Annotated in this window: 14 protein-coding genes; 5 read left to right on the forward strand and 9 right to left on the reverse strand. The window is 70.8% G+C overall.

Annotated features, from left to right (window positions below; translation table 11 throughout):
* Positions 1–67 precede the first annotated feature (67 nt).
* The 4 genes from cydD to hisC all read right to left on the reverse strand — a co-directional run bounded on the left by cydD (position 68) and on the right by hisC (position 7518).
* The gene (gene cydD, locus IE275_RS21435) at positions 68–3568 is read right to left on the reverse strand and encodes a thiol reductant ABC exporter subunit CydD (RefSeq protein WP_189712951.1); all 3501 of its coding nucleotides are present in this window, start codon (positions 3566–3568) and stop codon (positions 68–70) included.
* Between the two features lie 93 nt (positions 3569–3661).
* On the reverse strand, positions 3662–4666 hold the full coding sequence (gene cydB / locus IE275_RS21440) for a cytochrome d ubiquinol oxidase subunit II (RefSeq protein ID WP_189712952.1): 1005 nt from the start codon (positions 4664–4666) through the stop codon (positions 3662–3664).
* Positions 4667–4686: 20 nt separating this feature from the next.
* Positions 4687–6195, reverse strand: coding sequence for a cytochrome ubiquinol oxidase subunit I (locus IE275_RS21445; RefSeq protein WP_189712953.1), 1509 nt, complete (start codon positions 6193–6195; stop codon positions 4687–4689).
* A 243-nt stretch (positions 6196–6438) separates the two neighbouring features.
* Positions 6439–7518 (reverse strand): histidinol-phosphate transaminase, encoded by a 1080-nt coding sequence (hisC, locus tag IE275_RS21450; protein ID WP_229870420.1) that lies wholly within the window; start codon positions 7516–7518, stop codon positions 6439–6441.
* A gap of 391 nt (positions 7519–7909) precedes the next feature.
* Between hisC and IE275_RS21455 the strand changes: the two genes are divergently transcribed.
* The 3 genes from IE275_RS21455 to IE275_RS21465 all read left to right on the forward strand — a co-directional run bounded on the left by IE275_RS21455 (position 7910) and on the right by IE275_RS21465 (position 12016).
* Complete coding sequence (locus tag IE275_RS21455) at positions 7910–9022, forward strand: LacI family DNA-binding transcriptional regulator (protein WP_189712955.1); 1113 nt, start codon at positions 7910–7912, stop codon at positions 9020–9022.
* Positions 9023–9836: 814 nt separating this feature from the next.
* Entirely contained in the window at positions 9837–10919 is a 1083-nt protein-coding gene (locus IE275_RS21460) for a metallophosphoesterase (RefSeq protein WP_189712956.1), read from the forward strand.
* Between the two features lie 215 nt (positions 10920–11134).
* Positions 11135–12016: a hypothetical protein gene (locus IE275_RS21465; protein ID WP_189712957.1), complete on the forward strand. Its 882-nt coding sequence runs from the start codon at positions 11135–11137 to the stop codon at positions 12014–12016.
* Between the two features lie 144 nt (positions 12017–12160).
* Here the strand turns inward: IE275_RS21465 and IE275_RS21470 are convergent, their stop codons facing one another.
* From IE275_RS21470 to IE275_RS21480, 3 genes are all read right to left on the reverse strand, one after another.
* Positions 12161–13492: a DUF4241 domain-containing protein gene (locus IE275_RS21470; RefSeq protein ID WP_189712958.1), complete on the reverse strand. Its 1332-nt coding sequence runs from the start codon at positions 13490–13492 to the stop codon at positions 12161–12163.
* 81 nt (positions 13493–13573) lie between these two features.
* Positions 13574–15028, reverse strand: a complete 1455-nt coding sequence (locus IE275_RS21475) for a VWA domain-containing protein (RefSeq protein ID WP_189712959.1) — start codon at positions 15026–15028, stop codon at positions 13574–13576.
* A gap of 101 nt (positions 15029–15129) precedes the next feature.
* Positions 15130–15606: a winged helix-turn-helix transcriptional regulator gene (locus IE275_RS21480; RefSeq protein ID WP_189712960.1), complete on the reverse strand. Its 477-nt coding sequence runs from the start codon at positions 15604–15606 to the stop codon at positions 15130–15132.
* A gap of 34 nt (positions 15607–15640) precedes the next feature.
* Between IE275_RS21480 and IE275_RS21485 the strand changes: the two genes are divergently transcribed.
* Positions 15641–16579, forward strand: coding sequence for an NADP-dependent oxidoreductase (locus tag IE275_RS21485; RefSeq protein WP_189712961.1), 939 nt, complete (start codon positions 15641–15643; stop codon positions 16577–16579).
* 148 nt (positions 16580–16727) lie between these two features.
* Here the strand turns inward: IE275_RS21485 and thiC are convergent, their stop codons facing one another.
* Together thiC and IE275_RS21495 are read right to left on the reverse strand one after the other, a co-directional pair.
* Entirely contained in the window at positions 16728–18554 is a 1827-nt protein-coding gene (thiC, locus tag IE275_RS21490) for a phosphomethylpyrimidine synthase ThiC (protein WP_229870421.1), read from the reverse strand.
* A 279-nt stretch (positions 18555–18833) separates the two neighbouring features.
* Positions 18834–19025, reverse strand: a complete 192-nt coding sequence (locus tag IE275_RS21495) for a hypothetical protein (protein WP_189712962.1) — start codon at positions 19023–19025, stop codon at positions 18834–18836.
* Positions 19026–19502: 477 nt separating this feature from the next.
* On the opposite strand from IE275_RS21495, the gene IE275_RS21500 reads away from it, so the two are divergent.
* Positions 19503–21008, forward strand: coding sequence for a YibE/F family protein (locus IE275_RS21500; RefSeq protein ID WP_229870422.1), 1506 nt, complete (start codon positions 19503–19505; stop codon positions 21006–21008).
* The last annotated feature ends 16 nt before the right edge of the window (positions 21009–21024 follow it).

The raw sequence follows: 21024 nt of genomic DNA on the forward strand, positions 1-21024 counted from the left end.
GTTCTGGTCGTACGCCCGGGGGACACCTCGCCCCCGATGGCCCATTACCGCGGCCGGCGCGTTTGACTCAGCGTGCCGCCACCAACAGCTCCGTCGCCGCCTCCCGCTCGACCATCGCGCGCAACGGTCCCTCCACGGACGCCAGTTCCGCGTAGGGGCCGCGCTGCACGATCCGGCCCGCGTCCAGCACGACCACCTCGTCCACCGCCTCCAGGCCGGCCAGCCGGTGGGTGATCAGCAGCGTCGTACGGCCCTCCGTGGCGGCCAGCAGGTCCGCGGTCAACGCGTCGGCGGTGGGCAGGTCGAGGTGCTCGGCGGGCTCGTCGAGGACCAGGACGGGGAAGTCGGCGAGCAGTGCGCGGGCCAGCGCGAGCCGCTGGCGCTGGCCGCCGGAGAGCCGGGCCCCGTGCTCGCCGACGAGCGTGTCGAGCCCCTCGGGCAGCCCGTCGGCCCACTCCAGCAGCCGGGCCCGGGACAGCACGTCCCGCAGCTCGTCCTCGCCCGCCCCCTTCCTGGCCAGCAGCAGGTTCTCGCGCACCGAGCTGTCGAAGAGGTGCGCGTCCTGCGCACAGAGCCCGACGAGCCGGCGTACGTCGTCGCCGTCCAGGGTGTGCGCGTCCGCGCCGCCCAGCGTGTACGTGCCGGCGTCCGCGTCCAGGAAGCGCAGCAGCACCTGCGCCAGGGTCGTCTTGCCGGAGCCGGACGGTCCCACGACGGCGATCCGGCGCCCCTGCGTCAGGGTGAGGTCGACCCCGGCCAGCGCGTCCCGCTCCTGTCCGGCGTGCCGGGCGGTCAGCCCCTCGACGACGAGCGGGAACGGAGCGTCGGGCGCCTGCGCGGGCCGCTCCGGCTCGCGCACCGGCTCGGGGGAGTCCAGGACCTCGTAGACCCGCTCGGCGCTCCGGTGGACCCGCTGACGGTGGCGCACCGCCAGCGGAAGCCCCAGGACGGCCTCGAAGGCGGCCAGCGGGGTGAGGACGACGACGGCCGCCGTCACCCCGCTCAGCCGTCCGTCGGCGACCGCCTGGGCGCCCACGAGGGCGGAGGCGGCGACGGTCAGCCCGGACACCAGCGCGGTCAGGCCGTCGCCGAGCGCGGTGGCGGTGGCGGCCCGCGAGGCGATCCGGGTGAGCACGGTGTCCGCCGCCCGCACCTCGGCCGTTCGCGCGGGCAGCGCCCCGGCGACGGTCAGCTCGGCGGTGCCGCTGAGCAGGTCGGCGGTACGGGTGGCCAGCACGCCTCGGGCGGGGGCGAGCCGGTGCTCGGCCCGGCGCGCCACGGCGCCGGTGACCAGCGGGACACCCACCCCGGCCGCCAGCAGCCCGGCGGCGAGCACGGCGCCGGCCTCGGGCAGCAGCCAGGCCGTGAAGGCGACCGAACCGGCCGAGACGACGACGGCGGCACCGGCGGGCAGCAGCCAGCGCAGCCAGTAGTCCTGGAGCGTGTCCACGTCGGCGACCAGCCGCGACAGCAGATCGCCGCGGCGGGTCCTGCGCAGCCCGGCCGGCGCCAGCCGCTCCAGCCGCCGGAAGACGGCGACCCGGGTGTCGGCCAGCATCCGCAGCACGGCGTCGTGCGACACCAGCCGCTCGGCGTACCGGAACACGGCCCGCCCGATACCGAAGGCGCGTGTCGCCGTCACGGCGACCATCAGGTACAGCACCGGCGGCTGCTGCGAGGCACGCGAGATCAGCCACCCGGAGGTGGCCATCAGCCCGACGGCGCTGCCCAGGGCGAGGCTGCCCAGCAGCAGCGCGAGGACGAGCCGGCCACGCCGGGCACCGGCCATGGCGCGGACCCGGGCGAGGACTCCGCCGGCGGTCGCTCCGGCCGGTTCCTCGGGTGCGCCCGCGGCGGCGTCCACGGGCGCGGTCTCCTCCAGCGCGGCGGGGGCCGTCCTCGGCACGGTCTCCACGGGCCGGTGCGATTCGGCGTCGGCCAGTCGCACCACCCGGTCCGCGACACCGAGCAGGGCCGGCCGGTGCACCACGAGCAGTACCGTGCGCCCGGCCGCAAGCCGCCGGACGGCCTCGACGACCTCCGCCTCGGTCTCTCCGTCGAGCGCCGCCGTCGGCTCGTCCAGCAGCAGCACGGGCCGGTCCGCGAGGAACGCCCGGGCCAGCGCGAGCCGCTGCCGCTGGCCGGCGGACAGCCCCGTCCCGTCCTCGCCCAGCACGGTCCCGAGCCCCTCGGGCAGCGCCTCCACGAACGTCAGCGCCCCCGCGTCCGCCAGCGCCTCCCGGACGGCCACGTCGTCGGCGTCGGGGCGCGCCAGGCGTACGTTCTCGGCGATCGTCCCGGCGTACAGGTGCGGCCGCTGCGGCACCCAGGCGATCCGTGACCGCCACTGCTCCAGGTCGGCGACCGCCAGGTCGACTCCCCCGGCCCGTACCCGGCCCTCGGTGGGCCGTACGAAGCCCAGCAGGGTGTTCAGCAGGGTCGACTTGCCCGCGCCGCTCGGGCCGACGAGCGCGACGGTCTCCCCCGGTTCCACGGTGAAGGACGCGTCCGAGACGGCGTCGGCGGAGCGCCCGGGGTAGCGGACCGTCACGCCCTCGAAGGCCAGGGCGCCCTCCGGCACCCGGGTGGTCCCCGGCGCCGGTACCGGTGTCTCCAGGACGGCGAAGATCTCCTCTGCGGCGGCGAGACCCTCGGCGGCCGCGTGGTACTGCGTGCCGACCTGCCGCAGCGGCAGATACGCCTCGGGCGCGAGCACCAGGATGACCAGGCCGATGTAGAGGTCCATGTCGCCGTGCACCAGCCGCATGCCGATCGTCACGGCGACCAGGGCCACCGAGAGCGTGGAGAGCAGCTCCAGCGCGAACGACGAGAGGAAGGCGATCCGCAGCGTCCGCATGGTCGCCCGGCGGTACTCACCGGTGATGCTCCGGATCGACTCGGCCTGCGCCTTGGCCCGCCCGAAGACCTTCAGGGTGGGCAGTCCGGCGACGACGTCCAGGAAGTGCCCGGACAGCCGGGACAGCAGCCGCCACTGCCGGTCCATGCGCGACTGCGTGGCCCAGCCGATCAGCACCATGAAGACCGGGATCAGCGGCAGGGTGCAGACGATGATCGCGGCGGACACCCAGTCCTCGGTCACGATCCGCGCCAGCACCGCCACCGGCACGACCACCGCGAGCCCCAGCTGGGGGAGGTAACGCGAGAAGTAGTCGTCGAGGGCGTCCACGCCGCGGGTGGCGAGGGCGACCAGTGACCCGGTCCGCTGCCCGCTCAGCCACCCGGGCCCCAGCTCCGCCGCACGCTCCAGCAGCCGGCCGCGCAACTCCGACTTCACCGCCGCGCTCGCGCGGTGCGCGGCCAGCTCGGTGAGCCAGGAGACCACGGCCCGGCCTATCGCCACGGCCACCAGGAGCAGCAGGGGGGTACGGAGTTCGGAGACCGACATCCCGTGCTGGAAGGCGCCGACCACCGCCTCGGCGATGAGCATCGCCTGGGCGATGACCAACCCCGCCCCGACGGCCCCGAGACCGACGACCGCCAGGAGGAACAGGCGGGTGGCCCGGGCGTAGCGGAGGAGACGCGGATCGATCGGTTTCACGTGAAACATGCCCTTCGGTCCGGGGAGGGGGCCTCAGGTGAAAGCATGACGCGTTTCACGTGAAACCTCACGGAGCACCGTGAATTCCCCTCCCCCTCGGACTCAGTGAGCGGCGTCGGCGATGTGATGCGTGCCGATCCGCTTGCGGAACACCCAGTAGGTCCAGCCCTGGTAGAGCATCACGACCGGTGTGGCGATCACCGCGCACCAGGTCATGATCTTCAGGGTGTAGGGGCTCGACGAGGCGTTGGTCACCGTGAGGCTCCAGCTCTCGTTGAGCGAGGACGGCATGACGTTCGGAAAGAGCGTCAGGAAGAGCATCGCCACGGCGGCCACGATGGTGGCGCCGGAGAACGCGAACGCCCAGCCCTCACGCCCCGCCTGGTTGGCCACCAGGGCCGCGACCAGGGCGGCGACCGCCACGACCAGCGCGACCAGGCTCTGGCCGTCACCGTTGTCGACCTGGGTCCAGAGCAGGAAGACCAGCGCGCACACGGCGGCCACCAGGCCGACCTGGAGCGCCAGCTTCCGCGCCCGTTCCCGGATCTCACCGACGGTCTTGAGGGCCGTGAACACCGCACCGTGGAAGGTGAACAGCGTCAGCGTCACCAGCCCGCCGAGCAGGGCGTACGGGTTGAGCAGGTCCCAGAAGCCGCCGACGTACTCGAAGTTCTGGTCGATCTTCACGCCTCGCACGATGTTGCCGAAGGCCACACCCCAGAGGAAGGCGGGAAGGAGCGAGGTCCAGAAGATCGCGGTCTCCCAGTTGCGCTGCCAGTTCTCCTCGGGCCGCTTGGCCCGGTACTCGAAGGCGACGCCTCGCACGATCAGGCAGACCAGGATGAACAGCAGCGGCAGGTAGAAGCCGGAGAAGAGGGTGGCGTACCACTCGGGGAAGGCGGCGAAGGTCGCACCCCCCGCCGTGAGCAGCCATACCTCGTTGCCGTCCCAGACCGGCCCGATCGTGTTGATCAGCACCCGCTTCTCGGGCCGGTCACGGGCCAGCAGCTTGGTGAGGACACCGACCCCGAAGTCGAAGCCCTCCAGGAAGAAGTAGCCGATCCACAGGACGGCGATCAGGACGAACCAGACGTCGTGCAGTTCCATGACTGTGCAGCTCCCTCGGCCTAGTACGAGAAGGCCATCGGCTTGTCGGCGTCACGGGAGTCGCCGCCGATCTTCGTGGGCGGGTTGAGGTCGGCCTCGCTCAGCTCGGGCGGGCCGGCCTTCACGTACTTCACCAGCAGCTTGACCTCGATGACGGCGAGGATGGCGTACAGGGCCGTGAAGACGATCATCGAGGTGAGGACCTCGGCCTGGGAGACACCGGGGGAGACCGCGTCGCGGGTCTGGAGGACGCCGTAGACGACCCAGGGCTGGCGGCCCATCTCGGTGAAGATCCAGCCCCAGGAGTTGGCGATCAGCGGGAAGCCCAGGGTCCAGATCGCGGCGAGCCAGTACAGGCGGGTGAACTTGGGGCTGAGGGCCTTCTTGCGGAACAGCACCAGGTGCGGCACCTCGTCGTCACCCACCCGCAGGTGCTGCGGCAGCAGGAACTTCTTCCGGGTCAGCCACAGCCCGGCCAGGCCGAGGGCGAAGGACGTCATGCCGAAGCCGATCATCCAGCGGAAGCCCCAGTACGCGACGGGGATGTTGGGCCGGTAGTCGCCGGGCCCGAACTGCTCCTGTTCGGCCTTGTTGACGTCGTTGATGCCGGGGACGTAGGAGCTGAAGTCGTCGTTGGCGAGGAACGACAGCAACCCCGGGATCTCTATGGCGACCTTGTTGTGGCCCTGGTCGACATCGCCGTAGGCGAAGACCGAGAAGGGCGCGGGCGCCTCGCCGTCCCACAGGGCCTCGGCGGCGGCCATCTTCATCGGCTGCTGCTCGAACATGATCTTGCCGAGGACGTCACCGCTGACCGCGGTGAGCAGCCCTCCGATGGCGATCGTGACCAGGCCGAGCCGCAGCGAGGTCTTCATCTCCCGGATGTGCTTCTTGCGCAGCAGATGGAAGGCGGAGATGCCGACCATGAAGGCGCCGCCGGTGAGGAAGGCCGCGGAGAGGGTGTGGAAGGCCTGGGCCAGCGCGGTGTTCTGGGTGAGCACGTGCCAGAAGTCGGTGAGCTCGGCCCGGCCCTTCGCCTCGTTGATCCGGTAGCCGACCGGGTGCTGCATCCACGAGTTCGCCGCGAGGATGAAGTAGGCCGACAGGACCGTACCGATCGAGACCATCCAGATGCAGGCCAGGTGGATCTTCTTCGGCAGCCTGTCCCAGCCGAAGATCCACAGACCGATGAAGGTGGACTCGAAGAAGAACGCGATGAGGGCCTCGAAGGCCAGCGGGGCGCCGAAGACGTCGCCGACGAAGCGCGAGTAGTCGGACCAGTTCATGCCGAACTGGAACTCCTGCACGATGCCGGTGACGACACCCATCGCGATGTTGATCAGGAAGAGCTTGCCCCAGAACTTGGTGGCCCTGAGGTACTTCTCCTTCTCCGTGCGCACCCACGCGGTCTGGAGACCGGCGGTGAGGGCGGCCAGCGAGATCGTCAGGGGGACGAACAGGAAGTGGTAGACGGTCGTGATGCCGAACTGCCAACGCGCCAGAGTCTCTGGCGCCAAAGCCAAGTCCACGTCGTCAGTCTCCTTACGTGCCGTGGTACAGCGGCAGTTTGCCCCTTATGTCACACACATCACTGGAGCAACCGGGACACGCTTGTGAACGCGTTCACATTCACAAGCAATTATGACGCACTGATTTTCGACATGCGAAGGGGGGTCCCGCTTACCTGCGGAAACCCCCCTCACCACCGCCTGACCAGCGGAAACGGGCGCCCACGGCATTCCGTGGGCGCCCGCCGGCCGACTGCGGCCCCGCTACAGCTCCCGGCGGAACCCTTCCGCGACCTTCAGGAAGATGTCGTTCGCCTCGGCCTCGCCGATCGTCACCCGCACACCCTCGCCCGGGAACGGCCGCACCACGACACCGTGCTGCTCACAGGCCGCCGCGAAGGCGACCGTGGGCTCGCCCAGCCGCAGCCACACGAAGTTGGCCTGGGTGTCCGGCACCGTCCAGCCCTGGGCACGCAGCCCCTCGAGCACCCGGGTGCGCTCCCCGACCAGCGAGCCGACCCGGCCGAACAGCTCGTCCTCGGCCCGCAGCGAGGCGATCGCCGCCTCCTGCGCCAGCTGGCTCACCCCGAACGGCACCGCCGTCTTGCGCAGCGCCGTCGCCACCGGCTCGTGCGCGATCGCGAAACCGATCCGCAGTCCGGCGAGACCGTAGGCCTTCGAGAAGGTCCGCAGGACGCAGACGTTCGGCCGGTTCCGGTACAGCTCGACGCCGTCGGGCACCTCGCGGTCGCGGACGAACTCCCGGTAGGCCTCGTCGATCACCACCAGCACATCGCTCGGCACCCGGTCGAGGAACCGTTCCAGCTCGGCCCGGCGCACGGTGGTGCCGGTCGGGTTGTTGGGGTTGCAGACGAAGATCAACCGGGTCCGGTCGGTGATCGCGTCGGCCATCGCGTCCAGGTCGTGCACATCCCCCGCCGTCAGCGGGACCTGCACCGACGTGGCACCGCTGATCTGCACGATGATCGGGTACGCCTCGAAGGACCGCCAGGCGTAGAGCACCTCGTCGCCCGGACCCGCGGTGGCCTGGATCAGCTGCTGGGCGACACCGACCGAGCCGGTGCCGGTGGCCAGGTGGGAGGCGGGCACGCCGAAGCATCCGGCCAGCTCCTCGACCAGGGCCGCGCACGACAGGTCCGGATAACGGTTGAAGGAGGCGGCGGCGGCCGTCACCGCCTCCATCACCCCGGGCAGCGGCGGGTAGGGGTTCTCGTTGGAGGACAGCTTGTAAGCCACGGGACCGCCTGCCGCGGCGGGCTTGCCCGGCTTGTAGGTGGGAATCCCCTCCAGCTCGGCGCGCAGCTTGGGGCTCGTCTCGCTCACCGCAGTCCTCCTCATGACCACAACCGGCTTCAATACTGCTCACCTTATGAGGATTCGGCGCGGGTGCGAACAGCTGTGGCGGAGCTGGGTGGCCTTCTGTGATCTCTGAGGATGAAGGTGTACGAATCGGGGGGCGCTCCGCACATATATCTATGCGCCGGTAGCTCGCGCCGTGGCGCGCATCCCTCGTGCAGGTGAGTTGAGACCTCTTCGAAACATCGGTGCGTTGGCAGGCTCATGCGTGCCGACGCGCCACGTCCTGCCAAGTAAGCGGTCAACTGACTTTGTTTCCAAGGCATTTGGGCACCTATGACCTTGCAGAAACGTGCCTGTCAACGCGTGCATATGCGTCCGCCCTACCCCACCGGATGAGCCCTACTATCGGCTCGCCATGACAGCAGCAGGGAAGCACCAGGTGAGCCGCGCGGAAACCTCACGCCGAGGCAGCCGGCCGGGCCGGGCGGGCATCAGGGACGTGGCCGCCGCCGCCGGGGTCTCCATCACGACCGTCTCCGACGCCCTCAACGGCAAGGGCAGGCTCCCCGATGCCACCCGACGCCATGTCCGCGAGGTCGCCGACCGACTCGGCTACCGCCCCTCGGCGGCAGCCCGAACCCTCCGTACCGGCAAGTCAGGACTCATTGGCCTGACCGTGACGACGTACGGGGATGAACCTTTCACCTTCACCGAATTCGCGTACTTCGCCGAGATGGCGCGCGCCGCGACCTCGGCCGCGCTCGCCCGCGGCTACGCGCTCGTCATCCTCCCCGCGACCTCGCGCCACGACGTGTGGTCGAACGTCGCCCTGGACGGCACGGTCGTCATCGACCCGTCCGACCAGGATCCGGTGGTCAGCGAGCTCGTGCGCCAGGGCTTACCGGTCGTCTCCGACGGCCGCCCGGCCGGCACGCTGCCGGTCACCGCATGGGTCGACAACGACCACGAGGCCGCCGTCCTCGACATCCTCGACCACCTGGCCGACGCCGGCGCCCGCCGGATCGGCCTGCTGACGGGGACCTCGACGGACACCTACACGCATCTGTCGACCACGGCGTACCTGCGCTGGTGCGAGCGGGTCGGGCAGGATCCCGTCTACGAGTCGTACCCCGCCCACGACCCGTGCGCGGGCGCCGTGGCAGCGGACCGGCTGCTGGCCCGCCCCGACCGCCCCGACGCGGTCTACGGCCTGTTCGACCCCAACGGCACCGATCTGCTCGCCGCCGCCCGCCGCTACGGGCTGCGGGTGCCGGAGGATCTGCTGCTGGTGTGCTGCAGCGAGTCCACCGTGTACGCGAACACCGAGCCGCCGATCACCACGCTCTCGCTGAAACCGCGCCGCATCGGCACGGCGGTGGTCCAGCTCCTGATCGACGCGATCGAGGGCCTGGAATCGGACCGGCCCGTCGAACAGGTGATACCGACCGAACTGATCGTCCGTACCTCTTCTCAGCGACGTCCACCTCGGACGACGGTCAGCCCGCCCCGGGCGCCTGAAGCGGGGTAGGGCGGGAGTCGGGGCGCCGGATCCGGAGCGCGGGCGCGGGGGCGCTTGTGTCCGGTGAGGCGCCTGGGGCGGCCCGGGGGGCTGCCGTGGGGGAGGGACCGGGGAGGGATTGGGGACGGACCGGCGGCGGGGGCCTGGGGCAGGGGGTTGCTGCCCCAGGTTCGGCCTCGGGGAGAGCGCCGGGGTCTGGTCGCGGGAGTCGGTTGCGGAAGTCGGTTGCGGAAGTCGGTTGCGGGAGGCCGACGTCGGCGACGTACGAAGGCGGCGCATGAGGGCTGCGCCGCCTGGGGGGTGGCTGGTCGAGCAGCAGGCCTGGTCAGCGGGGCCCCTCAGCGGCCGGGGCGGCGCTCCGAAGCGGGGTGGAGGGCCGTCGCAGGCCGTCGTCGGTGCCCCGCAGCCGGTCACCGACTCTCGGGGCGGGGTCCGTCGGGCGGGCGCCGGGGGTGTTGCGCAGATACGGGAGGGAAGTCCCGTACGCCCGTCCCCGTCCCGTCGGCGAGCCGTCGCGCCCCGGTCCTCCCCGGGTCCTCCCAGTTCCTCGCTCGAAGCCCGGCTCGCCCCGGGGTGGCCCCACGGCACCTTCCGGCCCGCGCTCGAAGCGCGGGACACCCCAGCCATCGGTCACCTGGGGCGCTGCCGAAGCCCGGCCCAATCGGGGCGAAAGCCGCGATGAACTGGAGCCTTGCTCCGATTCACCACCCCTGGGTCATCACACGGCACGATCCGCATTCCTATGATGGGCCCACGGCACCGCGGGCCGCTGCGACCAAGCAGCCCGAAGAGTGCAGATGCGGCGCGATGGTGGAGGGGTCTGATGACTCAGGGGGCCGGTCAGGGACCCGAGGTGGAGCGGACGGCGACGTTGCGCGACTTCCGGGTGCCCGCTTACGTCCACGAGACCGGTCCGTACGACCACAGCGCGCATCCCGGCAATGCCGCGCCGCCTCTCGACGCCCCCCTCGATCCCCCGGACGGCTACACGCCGACCCAGCGCGATCTGCCCGTCATCAACCGGGGCGACACACTCCAGGTGACCGTCGACCCGGCGCCCGTCCAGGCCGCGCCGGCCGCGACCGGCCCGGGCCCGCTGTTCGTCGTCGGCGACGTGCACGGCTACCTCGACGAGCTGGTCGCCGCGCTCCAGGACAAGGGCCTGATCGACGCGGCCGGCCGCTGGTGCGCCGGCACCGCCCGGCTCTGGTTCCTCGGCGACTTCACCGACCGCGGCCCGGACGGCATCGGCGTCATCGATCTCGTGATGCGGCTGTCCGCCGAGGCCGCCGCGGCCGGCGGCTACTGCAAGGCGCTCATGGGCAACCACGAGCTGCTCCTGCTCGGCGCCAAGCGCTTCGGCGACACCCCCGTCAACTCCGGCGCGGGCACCGCCACCTTCCAGGCGGCCTGGCTGCTCAACGGCGGCCAGAAGTACGACATGGACCGGCTCCAGGACCACCACCTCCAGTGGATGGCGCGCCTCGACGCCATGGAGGCCGTCGACGGTCATCTGCTCGTCCACTCCGACACCACCGCCTACCTCGACTACGGCGACTCGATCGAGGCGGTCAACGACACCGTCCGCGAGACGATCACGCGTAACGACGCGGACGAAGTGTGGGACCTGTTCCGCAAGTTCACCAAGCGTTTCTCCTTCCGGGACGAAGGGGGAGCCGACGCCGTCCGTTCCCTGCTCGATACGTACGGCGGCACCCGCATCGTTCACGGCCACAGCCCGATTCCCTACCTGCTGGGCGACGTCGGCTCCGAGGACGGCGAGGACAACGGCGGTCCGCGGGTCGAAGGACCGCACCTCTACGCCGAGGGACTGGCCATCGCCATGGACGGCGGAGTGACGATGGCCGGAAAGCTGCTGGTCCAGCAACTGCCTCTGGACAGCTGAGCGTTCCGGCGGTCATATCGGGGTGACGCCGGGGCAGATGTATCCCGGCGTCGAACCTGTCAAGGACGTCGCAGGCCAGGGGCCAATTTCCGCAAACCCCCTGTCACCTCATGCCGTCGCCGCTCTACCATCGGACTATCCGTAGCAGGCTCCCCTCCGTTTCTGCCCGACGGCTCGTTGGCATGCGAGCCCCAAGCCCTACGGAGCATCGGGGGATGCACATGAACAGCGTTCCGCAGCACCTGCTCAGCGAGGACCGCCAGGAGTACGAGCGGATCCTCGACGAGGCGCTGCGCTCCGCACCATCCCACCCGGAACTGACCGCTGTCGGACAGCGGCTCAACACCGAACAGCTGCGCACCATGGCGCTCAACGCCTCCGCGCTCATCACGGCGGCCGCGGCGACCGAGTACCAGCACTACGTCAAGGTCCGCGAGGAACTGCGCCACCCGGCGCCGTCCACCCCGTCGTCCACCCACGAGTCCGGCTCCCCTGAGCCGGCCACGGGTGCGATGGGGCTCGCCACCACCATGGGGGACGCCGCCCAGGCCGCCGAGGCCGCCGGCGCGGGCGCCGTCGCGATCGCTGCCGTCCTCACCCCCGTTCTCGCCGGAACCGCCGCGGTGATCTTCCTGCTCGTCGGGTACCTCCTCAAGGCGGTCGCACCCGAGCAGACGGTCGCCCAGGCCATGCTCAACGTCGGCTGGGCGTTCGGGGCCGTGGCCGCGGCCGCGATCCTCGTCGCGACCGTCGGCCTGCTGCTCACCGCCCTGCGCAACCAGCCCTCCCTGGAGGCCGGACCGTACGGGGAACTGAGCGAGGAGGTCGCCCGGGCCAAGGAGGCCTGGCGGGAAGCCGTGCTGGAACGCGGCATCCTGCCGTTTCTCGGGGAGGCTCTCGCCAACCCTGGTACGACGGCCCTCCTGCACCCCGACCCGGCCCCACCGGCGCCGACCGGCCGCCTGCCGAAGATCGGCTACGACCGCCCGGGGTTCACGAGCCCCGACGACGGCCCGGCAGCCGGCCCGCGCCCGAGCTACAGCAGCCCGGACTACACCAGCCCGGACTTCGGCGGCCCGGAGCACCAGCCGGAATAGGCCCTCGGCTTGCGCCCCCGAAAGCCCCCGGAAACGGGAAGCGCAAGCCGATCGCCGGGCCGGCCCCGGCGAAGGGTCCTTGTACGGCGCCGCCCTGCGGGATGCCCGCCGCAGGGCCGTCCCGTGCTGTGTGCCGCACGGCTCTCAGAGCAAGGTCAGCTCCGGCAGGTACGCCGTCTCGACCACGGCGCAGACCGGGCTGCCGGACCGGGAACGGCCCAGCCAGACGGGATAGGTGCCGTCGCCGCCGGTGCAGAAGGTCACCAGGTCGCCGCCCGTCGTGTCGTCGCCGATGCGTATATGTCCGTCGGTGAGAGCCTCCACCGCGTCCTCACCGCCTTCCTGGTGGCTCACGGCCCGCCGGGCGAGCGCTTCCCAGCCGGAGGCGTCCGCGAAGGACCCCGCGGCGCTGTCGGTACCGAAGCCGAAGATCTCCTCGTCCCGCAGCAGCCGCACATCGTCGCCCGCGGCGAGTGCCAGCTCCCAGGAGACGACGGGCTCGTCGCTCAGCCGGAGGCGGACGGCGACCGGTTCCTCCACGGCGCAGTGCTCGCCCATGAACTCGTACTCGTAGGCGACGACGGCGGCCTGCACGGCGTACCTCCCCGGAACGAACCGCTCCACCAGCTCACGGCCGGCGTCCTCCCCCTTGTAGGCCGGATCCGCGACGGTCAGCCTGCCGCTGGGCAGCCTCAGCGTCGCGATCTCCCGCACCTCACCGACCGTCATCTCCGGCTGATAGCTGGTCGCGAGGCGCGTGCCCGGCACGAACAGCTCCTCCAGAAGCTTCGGCCGGGCCGGGCGGGGCGGCAGCAACGGCGTCGGTGCCACACCGACCGAGCCCGGCACGCCGCGCGTCCCCGGTTCCCGCGGCTCCCGGTGCCCCGGTTCCCCGTGCCGCGCCTTCTCGTGCCCCGGCTCCTCGTGGATCGGCTCCTCGTGCCGCAGCGGACCGCTCTCCCCCTCGGCGAAGAACAGCCCACCGGCACCCCGTGCGCCGAAGCTGTCCTTGGCGCACCACCGCTCGCCCTCGGGAAGGTCCGCCAGCGTGCGGAACGAGCCGCCGTTCCGCCGCTCGATCACCTTGCGCCCCTTCCCATCGGGAAAGAGGTCCTGGTAGGTGTGAGTGGCCCAGCGAGCGGACTCCGCCCCCTCAGCGGAGTCGTACGTCCACTCCCCGAGGTGGCGCAGGAACAGCCGCTCCGGTTCCAACAGCCGCCAGTCCGCCTCCCGTGTACGGCGTCCCTGGTCGTCGTACGCCCACACCCCCACGTGGGACGCGGCCCAGGCCACCAGGTGCACCTCGACCGGCTCGGCCCGGCCCGGCACCCGATGGACCGTCACATACGGCTCCCCCGAGCCGTCCCGGGCCCGCGCCTGCGCGAGGGAGAGCGGCTCCAGCGGGGCGCGGGACGCCAGGTCCCACCCCACCGCGTACGACACCAGCACCGGCCGCTCCCTGCCGTCCCCCGTCATACCTGCCCCCCGTTGATCGTCGGCAGATTCAAACGTAGCCGCCGCCACTGACAACGCCCTCGGCACCGGCATTCGTGCAGGTCAGAGAATTCCCGCCTGACCGGCGGCGGTGATCCAGGACGGGAACTCGGACAGCAGGCGGTCGTACAGCTCCTGGTCCGGGAGCGTGCTGATGTCGTCGACCGCGAAGAAGCCCACGTTGTCGACACGGCGGCCGGGCAGCCGGTCGAACCGCTCCAGGACGCCGTAGTGGGAACGGCCAAGCCCGACGAACTGCCAGAAGATCGGCTCCTCGACCGCCGCGCGCAGCTCCTGCTCGATCGCCGCGTCGCGGTAGACCCCGCCGTCGGAGAAGAACAGCACGAGGGTGGGGGCGAGCGCGGGAGTGTCCCGTACATAGGCTCTGACCTCGGCGATCGCCTTCTGCTCCTCGTTCTGGATGCCGACCGCGCGCATGTCGACCTGCCCGGGTTCCAGCCCCTTCTTCGGCTTCTTGTTGCGTCGGAACAGGCTGATCTCGCCGACGCGCACATGCAGGCGCAGCCACTCGGGCAGCTCGCCCAGGCGGAGGTCCGGGAGGCGCGCGGGGTTGCTGGCGAACGTCCAGGCCTGCATCTCCCCGTCGTCGTCGAGCTGGGCCGCCACCGCCGCCATGCGCTCCACGACGTCCGCCACGACACCCCCGGAATACAGGAAGGACATCGAGCCCGAGGCGTCCAGGACGAGGATGACGCGTGCGCTGATCCCCGCCGCACCCCGCTTGCTCAGGCTGACGGCGACCTGTTCCTTGCGCAGGGACAGCCGCTTGCGCATGTCCACGGGAAGCCGCTCCTCGCCCTTGGTGAGACGAGGACCGGAGGGTGGGGCGGTCGGCGGCAGGTGTGGAGTCGCCGGTGAAACGGGAGGGACAGCAGGAACAGGAGGTGCGGGGGTGAGCGGAGTGACGTGGGTGGGTGAGGGTGAGGGCGGGGCCGCAGGCGACGGAGTGGCCGTCCCTGCCGGCTCCTCGTCCACGGTGATCCCGAAATCGGTGGCCAGCCCGGCGAGTCCGGAGGCGTACCCCTGCCCGACCGCGCGGAACTTCCAGCGCCCCTCGCGCAGATACAGCTCGCCTCCGATGAACGCCGTCTCGGTGTCGGCCTGCATCTCGAAGTGGGCCAGTTCGGTCTGGCCTCCCGCGTCGAGGAGCCTCAGCGTCAGACCGGTCACCTGCCCGAACGTGCCTCCGTCGGCCGACGCGCCGAGCACCACGCGCGCGATGTCGCTCTCCAGCGCGGTCAGGTCCACCTGGACCGTGTCGGTCATGGCGCCGTCGACGCCGTGTTTGCCGAGGTGGGTCACGGCTCCGGATGCGTGGCGCGGCTGGTTGTAGAAGACGAAGTCCCCGTCGTCACGCACCCGTCCGGCCCCGGTCAGCAGCAGCGCCGAGGCGTCGACGTCCGGTCCATCACCCCTCTCGGTCCACCTGAGTTCCGCGCGGACCACGCCCGCGTCGACCGGCAGATTGGCGCCCTTGCTCATGGATCGCGCTGTCATGGAGCCAGTCTGCCGAGCCTTCGGCCCCGGGCAACCACTTCGGCCCCGGGCTTCTCACTCTTCAGCCCCAGCCGGGCCTCGAACGGGTCGGGCAGGCAGGCTCAGGAGGCGGATCCGGGGGACGGGTGCTGAGAACGCCCGTCGAACTCCTCCCGCGCGGCCTGAACGGCGGCGATGTTGGCCTGGGACCAGTCGGTGATGCTCTGCACCAGCCCGCCCACCTCCCGGCCCATTCGGGTGAGCCGGTACTCCACGCGCGGTGGCACGGTCGGGTAGACACTGCGCGTCAGCAGGCCCTCGCGCTCCAGCGCACGCAGGGTCTGTGTCAGGACCTTCGACGTCACCCCGTCCAATCGGCGACGCAGTTCGGCGAACCGCATCGGTCGGCCGTCCTCGAGTGCCACCAACACCAGCATGGTCCACTTGCCGGCGATCAGATCCAGCACCGCACGGGTGGGGCAGTCGCGCAGGAAGACGTCCACCCCGCCGTGTTTCCTCAGATCAAAACCGGTATCCACGAGGATCCTCGATATCAGACAAGTGCCTTCTTCCGCAGAGTCATTGCCCGGGCGGAACATCGAACACACCGTGACCCACCGACGAGGAGTCCTGATGTCCGCCCGTATGCATGCCATCGTCCAATCCGCGTTCGGCGGTCCTGAGGTGCTCGCCTACACCGAGACCGAGGTGCCGGTCCCCGGGCCGGGGGAGGTGCTGCTGCGGGTCGCCGGTGCCGGAGTCAATCCGGGCGACGCGGTGCTGCGGGCCGGACGGGTGCCGGAGCTGGTCACCCTGCCGTGGACGCCGGGCAACGACGTGGCCGGTGTCGTCGAGCGGGTCGGTGAGGGCGTGACGCGGTTCGTGCCGGGTGACGCGGTGTACGGCATGCTGGCCGTCGCCCGGCACGGCTCCTACGCCGAGTTCACCGCCGTGCCGGCCGATGCGCTGGCTCCGGCACCCAAGAACCTCGATCTCACGCATGCCGGGGCTGTACCGCTGGTCGCCATCACCGCCTGGCAGGCGCTGGCCGTGCTGGCCCGGGTCAAGCCCGGTGACCGGGTACTGATCCACGCGGCGGCGGGCGGCGTCGGCCATGTCGCGGTCCAGCTGGCCAAGGAATCGGGGGCATACGTCATCGGTACCGCGCGGGCGGCCAACCACGACTTTCTGCGCGGGCTGGGCGCCGACGAACTGATCGACCACACCACCACCGACTTCAGGACCGCCGTGGCTCCGGTGGACGTGGTCCTGGACCTGGTCGGCGGACCTTACGGGCCGCGCTCCCTCGACGCGCTCCGGCCGGGCGGTCTGCTCGTCGGAGCGTCGATCGACCCGGGGACGGACGAGCAACAGGCCACCGCCCGCGGCCTGCGCTACGCATGGGTCACGGCCGAGCCCTCCGGTGAGTTGCTGGAACGGGTCACCGAACTCATCGAGGGAGGTCGACTCCGGGTCGTGGTCCAAGGCACCTACCCGCTGGCCGAAGCCGCCGAGGCCCACCGTGCGATCGAGGCCAGGCGCACCATCGGAAAGATCGTCCTGGTGCCGTGACCGGCTCGGTCCGCCCGGGCTCCTGGGACTGCGCCGCCCGGTGGTGCCCGACCCCATGAGGGCGGGCGACCGAGCGGCGTCCCCGCTTCCCTGCACTGGTGATGTCCTCACCGCGACAGGGAAGCGCTGACCGCTTACGCCTGGACCTTCAGTCCGCGATCGGCAGGTACACCCGGTTCCCGCTCGCCGCGAACTCCTTCGACTTCTGGAGCATCCCCTCCGCGACCTCCTCGGAAGACGCTCCGTCGGCCGCCCCACCACCGAACCGCTCGTTGATGCTCTGGCTGATCTTCATCGAGCAGAACTTCGGCCCGCACATCGAGCAGAAGTGGGCCGTCTTGGCCGGCTCCGCGGGGAGGGTCTCGTCGTGGAACTCGCGGGCCGTGTCCGGGTCGAGGGCGAGGTTGAACTGGTCCTCCCAACGGAACTCGAAGCGGGCGTCGGACAGCGCGTCGTCCCACTCCTGCGCACCGGGGTGTCCCTTGGCGAGGTCGGCGGCGTGGGCGGCGATCTTGTAGGTGATGACGCCGGTCTTGACGTCGTCACGGTTGGGCAGACCCAGGTGTTCCTTGGGCGTGACGTAGCAGAGCATCGCCGTGCCCCACCAGGCGATCATCGCGGCACCGATGCCCGAGGTGATGTGGTCGTACGCCGGCGCGACGTCCGTCGTCAGCGGGCCGAGCGTATAGAACGGAGCTTCATCGCAGATCTCCTGCTGAAGGTCGATGTTCTCCTTGATCTTGTGCATCGGGACATGGCCCGGGCCTTCGATCATGGTCTGTACGTGAAAACGCTTGGCGATCGTGTTGAGTTCCCCGAGCGTGCGCAACTCCGCGAACTGCGCCGCGTCGTTGGCGTCCGCGATGGAGCCGGGGCGCAGGCCGTCGCCCAGCGAGTACGTGACGTCGTAGGCGGCGAGGATCTCGCAGAGTTCCTCGAAGTTCTCGTACAGGAACGACTCCTTGTGGTGCGCCAGGCACCAGGCCGCCATGATCGAGCCGCCCCGGGAGACGATGCCGGTCTTGCGGTTGGCGGTGAGCGGGACGTACGCGAGGCGGACGCCCGCGTGGACCGTCATGTAGTCCACGCCCTGCTCGGCCTGCTCGATGACGGTGTCCTTGTAGATCTCCCAGGTCAGTTCCTCGGCCCTGCCGTCGACCTTCTCCAGCGCCTGGTACAGCGGCACCGTGCCGATGGGAACGGGGGAGTTGCGCAGCACCCACTCGCGGGTGGTGTGGATGTTGCGGCCGGTGGACAGGTCCATGACCGTGTCGGCACCCCAGCGGGTCGCCCAGGTCATCTTCTCCACCTCCTCCTCGATGGAGGACGTCACCGCCGAGTTGCCGATGTTGGCGTTGACCTTCACCAGGAACCGCTTGCCGATGATCATCGGCTCGATCTCCGGGTGGTTGACGTTGACCGGCATGACCGCGCGGCCCGCCGCGATCTCTTCGCGGACGACCTCGGGAGAGACGTTCTCCCTGATGGCCACGAACTCCATCTCGGGCGTGATCTCCCCGCGGCGCGCGTACGCGAGCTGGGTGACCGCGTTGCCGTCCCGGCCGCGGCGCGGCTGACGCGGGCGCCCCGGGAACACCGCGTCCAGGTTGCGCAGTCCACCGCGGGGCGAGGTGTGCTTGATGCCGTCGTCCTCGGGGCGGACGGGACGGCCGGCGTACTCCTCGGTGTCGCCGCGAGCGATGATCCAGTTCTCTCGCAGCGGCGCCAGGCCCCTGCGGACATCGGTGTCGGCGAGCGGATCGGTGTACGGGCCCGAGGTGTCGTACAGGGTGACCGACTGCCCGTTCGTGAGATGCACCTGACGGACCGGCACGCGCAGATCGGGGCGTGTGCCCTCGACGTACCCCTTGTGCCAGCCGATGGACTTCCCGACCTCTCCGCCGGTCGCGTCGCCCGCGTTTCCGCTGGCCGCGTTCTGCGTGGAGGCAGGCGTGCGTACGTCCTTGTTGGTCATGAGACCGTCTCCCTACGCCGGCATTACCCGGTAACAGGTTCGGCGGTCGACGCAGCGGCTACCGTCTGCCGATGTTTCATGTGAAACATCACTCAGAGAAGTGACGTTCCACGTGAAACATCGCGAAGACGGAGGTCAGCGCCCTCTCAGCCCGGTGCTCCGAGCTCCCGCGTGTGCAAAGGTGCCTCCACGCTAGCGTCAATTCGGGCGCGGTGAACAGAGGGCCCCTGTCGTTCTTGCGATGATCGGTCGGTGACCACGACACCCCAGCCCCCGTACTCACCCGAGCCGCCCCGCAGGCCCGGCGCCGGCGGCGGCCCCGGTAACGGCCCCGGCCGTGGACCTGGAGACGACCGCGATGTCAGCGGCGGTCACGAGCCGGGTCGTGGGCACGATCACGGGCAGGACCATGGGCACGATCGCGGGCACGATCGCGGGCAGGGATACGGCGACGGCGGACCGGTCGGCCAAGGCCCCGGCGGAATGCCCGCCGGGATGCAGGGCGGAACTCAGGGCGGCACCCAGGGTGGGCAGGGGCTCGGTCCTGGGGGGCCTGTACGCGGGCCAGGCGGTCAACGACCGGTGCCTCTGGGGCAGAGGCACGGCTTCGGCAGCCAGGGACATGTTCCCGGCCAAGGGCCCGGTCAAGGGGCCCGGCAGGGCTCCGCTCAAGGGCCCGGCCAAGGACCCGGCCAAGGACCCGGCCAAGGGCGTGCTCAAGGGTATGGCGGCGAGCCTGGACAGGGGCACGACGGGCACGGCTACGGATACGGCCGTTCCGGCTCCGGCGACCCCTACGGGCGCGACTTCGAGCACGGCTCCGGGCCCGGGCAGGGATCCAGGCAGCCCGGTCCCGGTGCTGGTCCTGGTCCTGACCAAAGGCATGGGCTCGGGCAAGGGCACGGCCACGATGAAGCTGCCCGGAATCTCGGCGGTGGGCCAGGCGGCGTGCCGACCCACGGCGCTGGTGACGGTCCCGGCAACGGGCACGGCGGCCGTGACAGTCAAAGGCACGGGCACCACCCCAGCCACAGTCACAGTCACGGTCACGACGACGGGCACGAACCCGGTGAGGGGCACGGTGCCGGTGGTGGGCACGGTTCCGGCGGGGGCCACGGGCATTCGCACAGTCACGGGCCCGCCGCCCCCGTCTCCAAACACCTGCGCAAGGTCATCGGAGCGATCCTGATCCCCTTCGCCGCGGCGGTGCTGGTCGGACTCGTGGTGCTGTGGCCAGGCGGGGCGCCGGCCCACGAGCGCACCGGAGTCGGCTTCGACCGGCAGACGCAGCACGCCACGGTGACCAAGGTCGTGAGCGTGAGCTGCTCGTCGGTGAACGCCTCGGGCGGCACCCCCACCGGTGACACCTCCACCGCGGAGGGCTCCTCGGCGGTGCAGCAGGAGAACGGCACGTGCAAGAAGGCCACGATCCGGGTGGACACCGGCGAGGACAAGGGCCGTACGTTCACCGAGATCGTCCAGCCGGACCAGTCACGGCAGTTGCACGAGGGCGAGCAGGTCGTGGTCGCCTATGAGCCCTCGGCGCCGAAGGATCTCCAGTACTCGGTGACCGACGTGAACCGTCGGGTCCCCCTGGCGGTGCTCGCCATCATCTTCGCGGTCGCGGTCGTGGTCGTCGGGCGGCTGCGGGGCGTGATGGCCCTGGTCGCGCTGGCCATCAGCTTCCTCATCCTGAACTTCTTCATCCTGCCCGCGATCCTGGAAGGCTCGAATCCGCTGGTCGTGGCGGTGGTGGGGTCGAGCGCGATCATGCTGATCGCCCTCTATATGTGCCACGGTCCATCAGCCCGTACCTCCGTGGCGGTGCTCGGCACGCTCATCTCGCTGATGCTGATCGGCTTCCTCGGCTCGTTCTTCATCGACTGGGCGGGGCTCACCGGCAACACGGACGACAACACCGGTCTGATCCACGGCCTGTACCCGTCGATCGACATGAGCGGTCTGCTGCTCGCCGGCATCATCATCGGCTCGCTCGGTGTGCTCGACGACGTGACGGTCACGCAGACCTCCGCGGTCTGGGAGCTGCACGAGGCCAACCCCGCGATGGGCTGGCGCGGGCTGTACCGGGCGGGCATCCGGATCGGCCGCGACCACATCGCGTCCGTGGTCAACACGCTCGTCCTCGCCTACGCGGGTGCCGCGTTGCCGCTTCTGCTGCTGTTCTCGATCGCTCAGAGCAGTGTCGGCACGGTCGCCAACAGCGAGCTGGTGGCGGAGGAGATCGTGCGCACGCTGGTGGGCTCGATCGGTCTGGTGGCCTCGGTACCGGTCACCACGGCCCTGGCGGCCCTGGTCGTGGCAGCCGACCGGCCGGAGGGCGGAACGTCGCCCATGGCGGTTCCGGCGACGGCCGCATCGGCGGCGGGCGCGGCCCCGGCCGCCCAGCCTCAGGCCCAGTCCCGGGCCGGCCGGGGCAGGCGCCGCAAGCGCTGAGACGCCCTGGCCCCCT

Source organism: Streptomyces phaeofaciens (assembly GCF_014648915.1).
GTDB classification, from domain to species: Bacteria; Actinomycetota; Actinomycetes; order Streptomycetales; family Streptomycetaceae; genus Streptomyces; species Streptomyces phaeofaciens.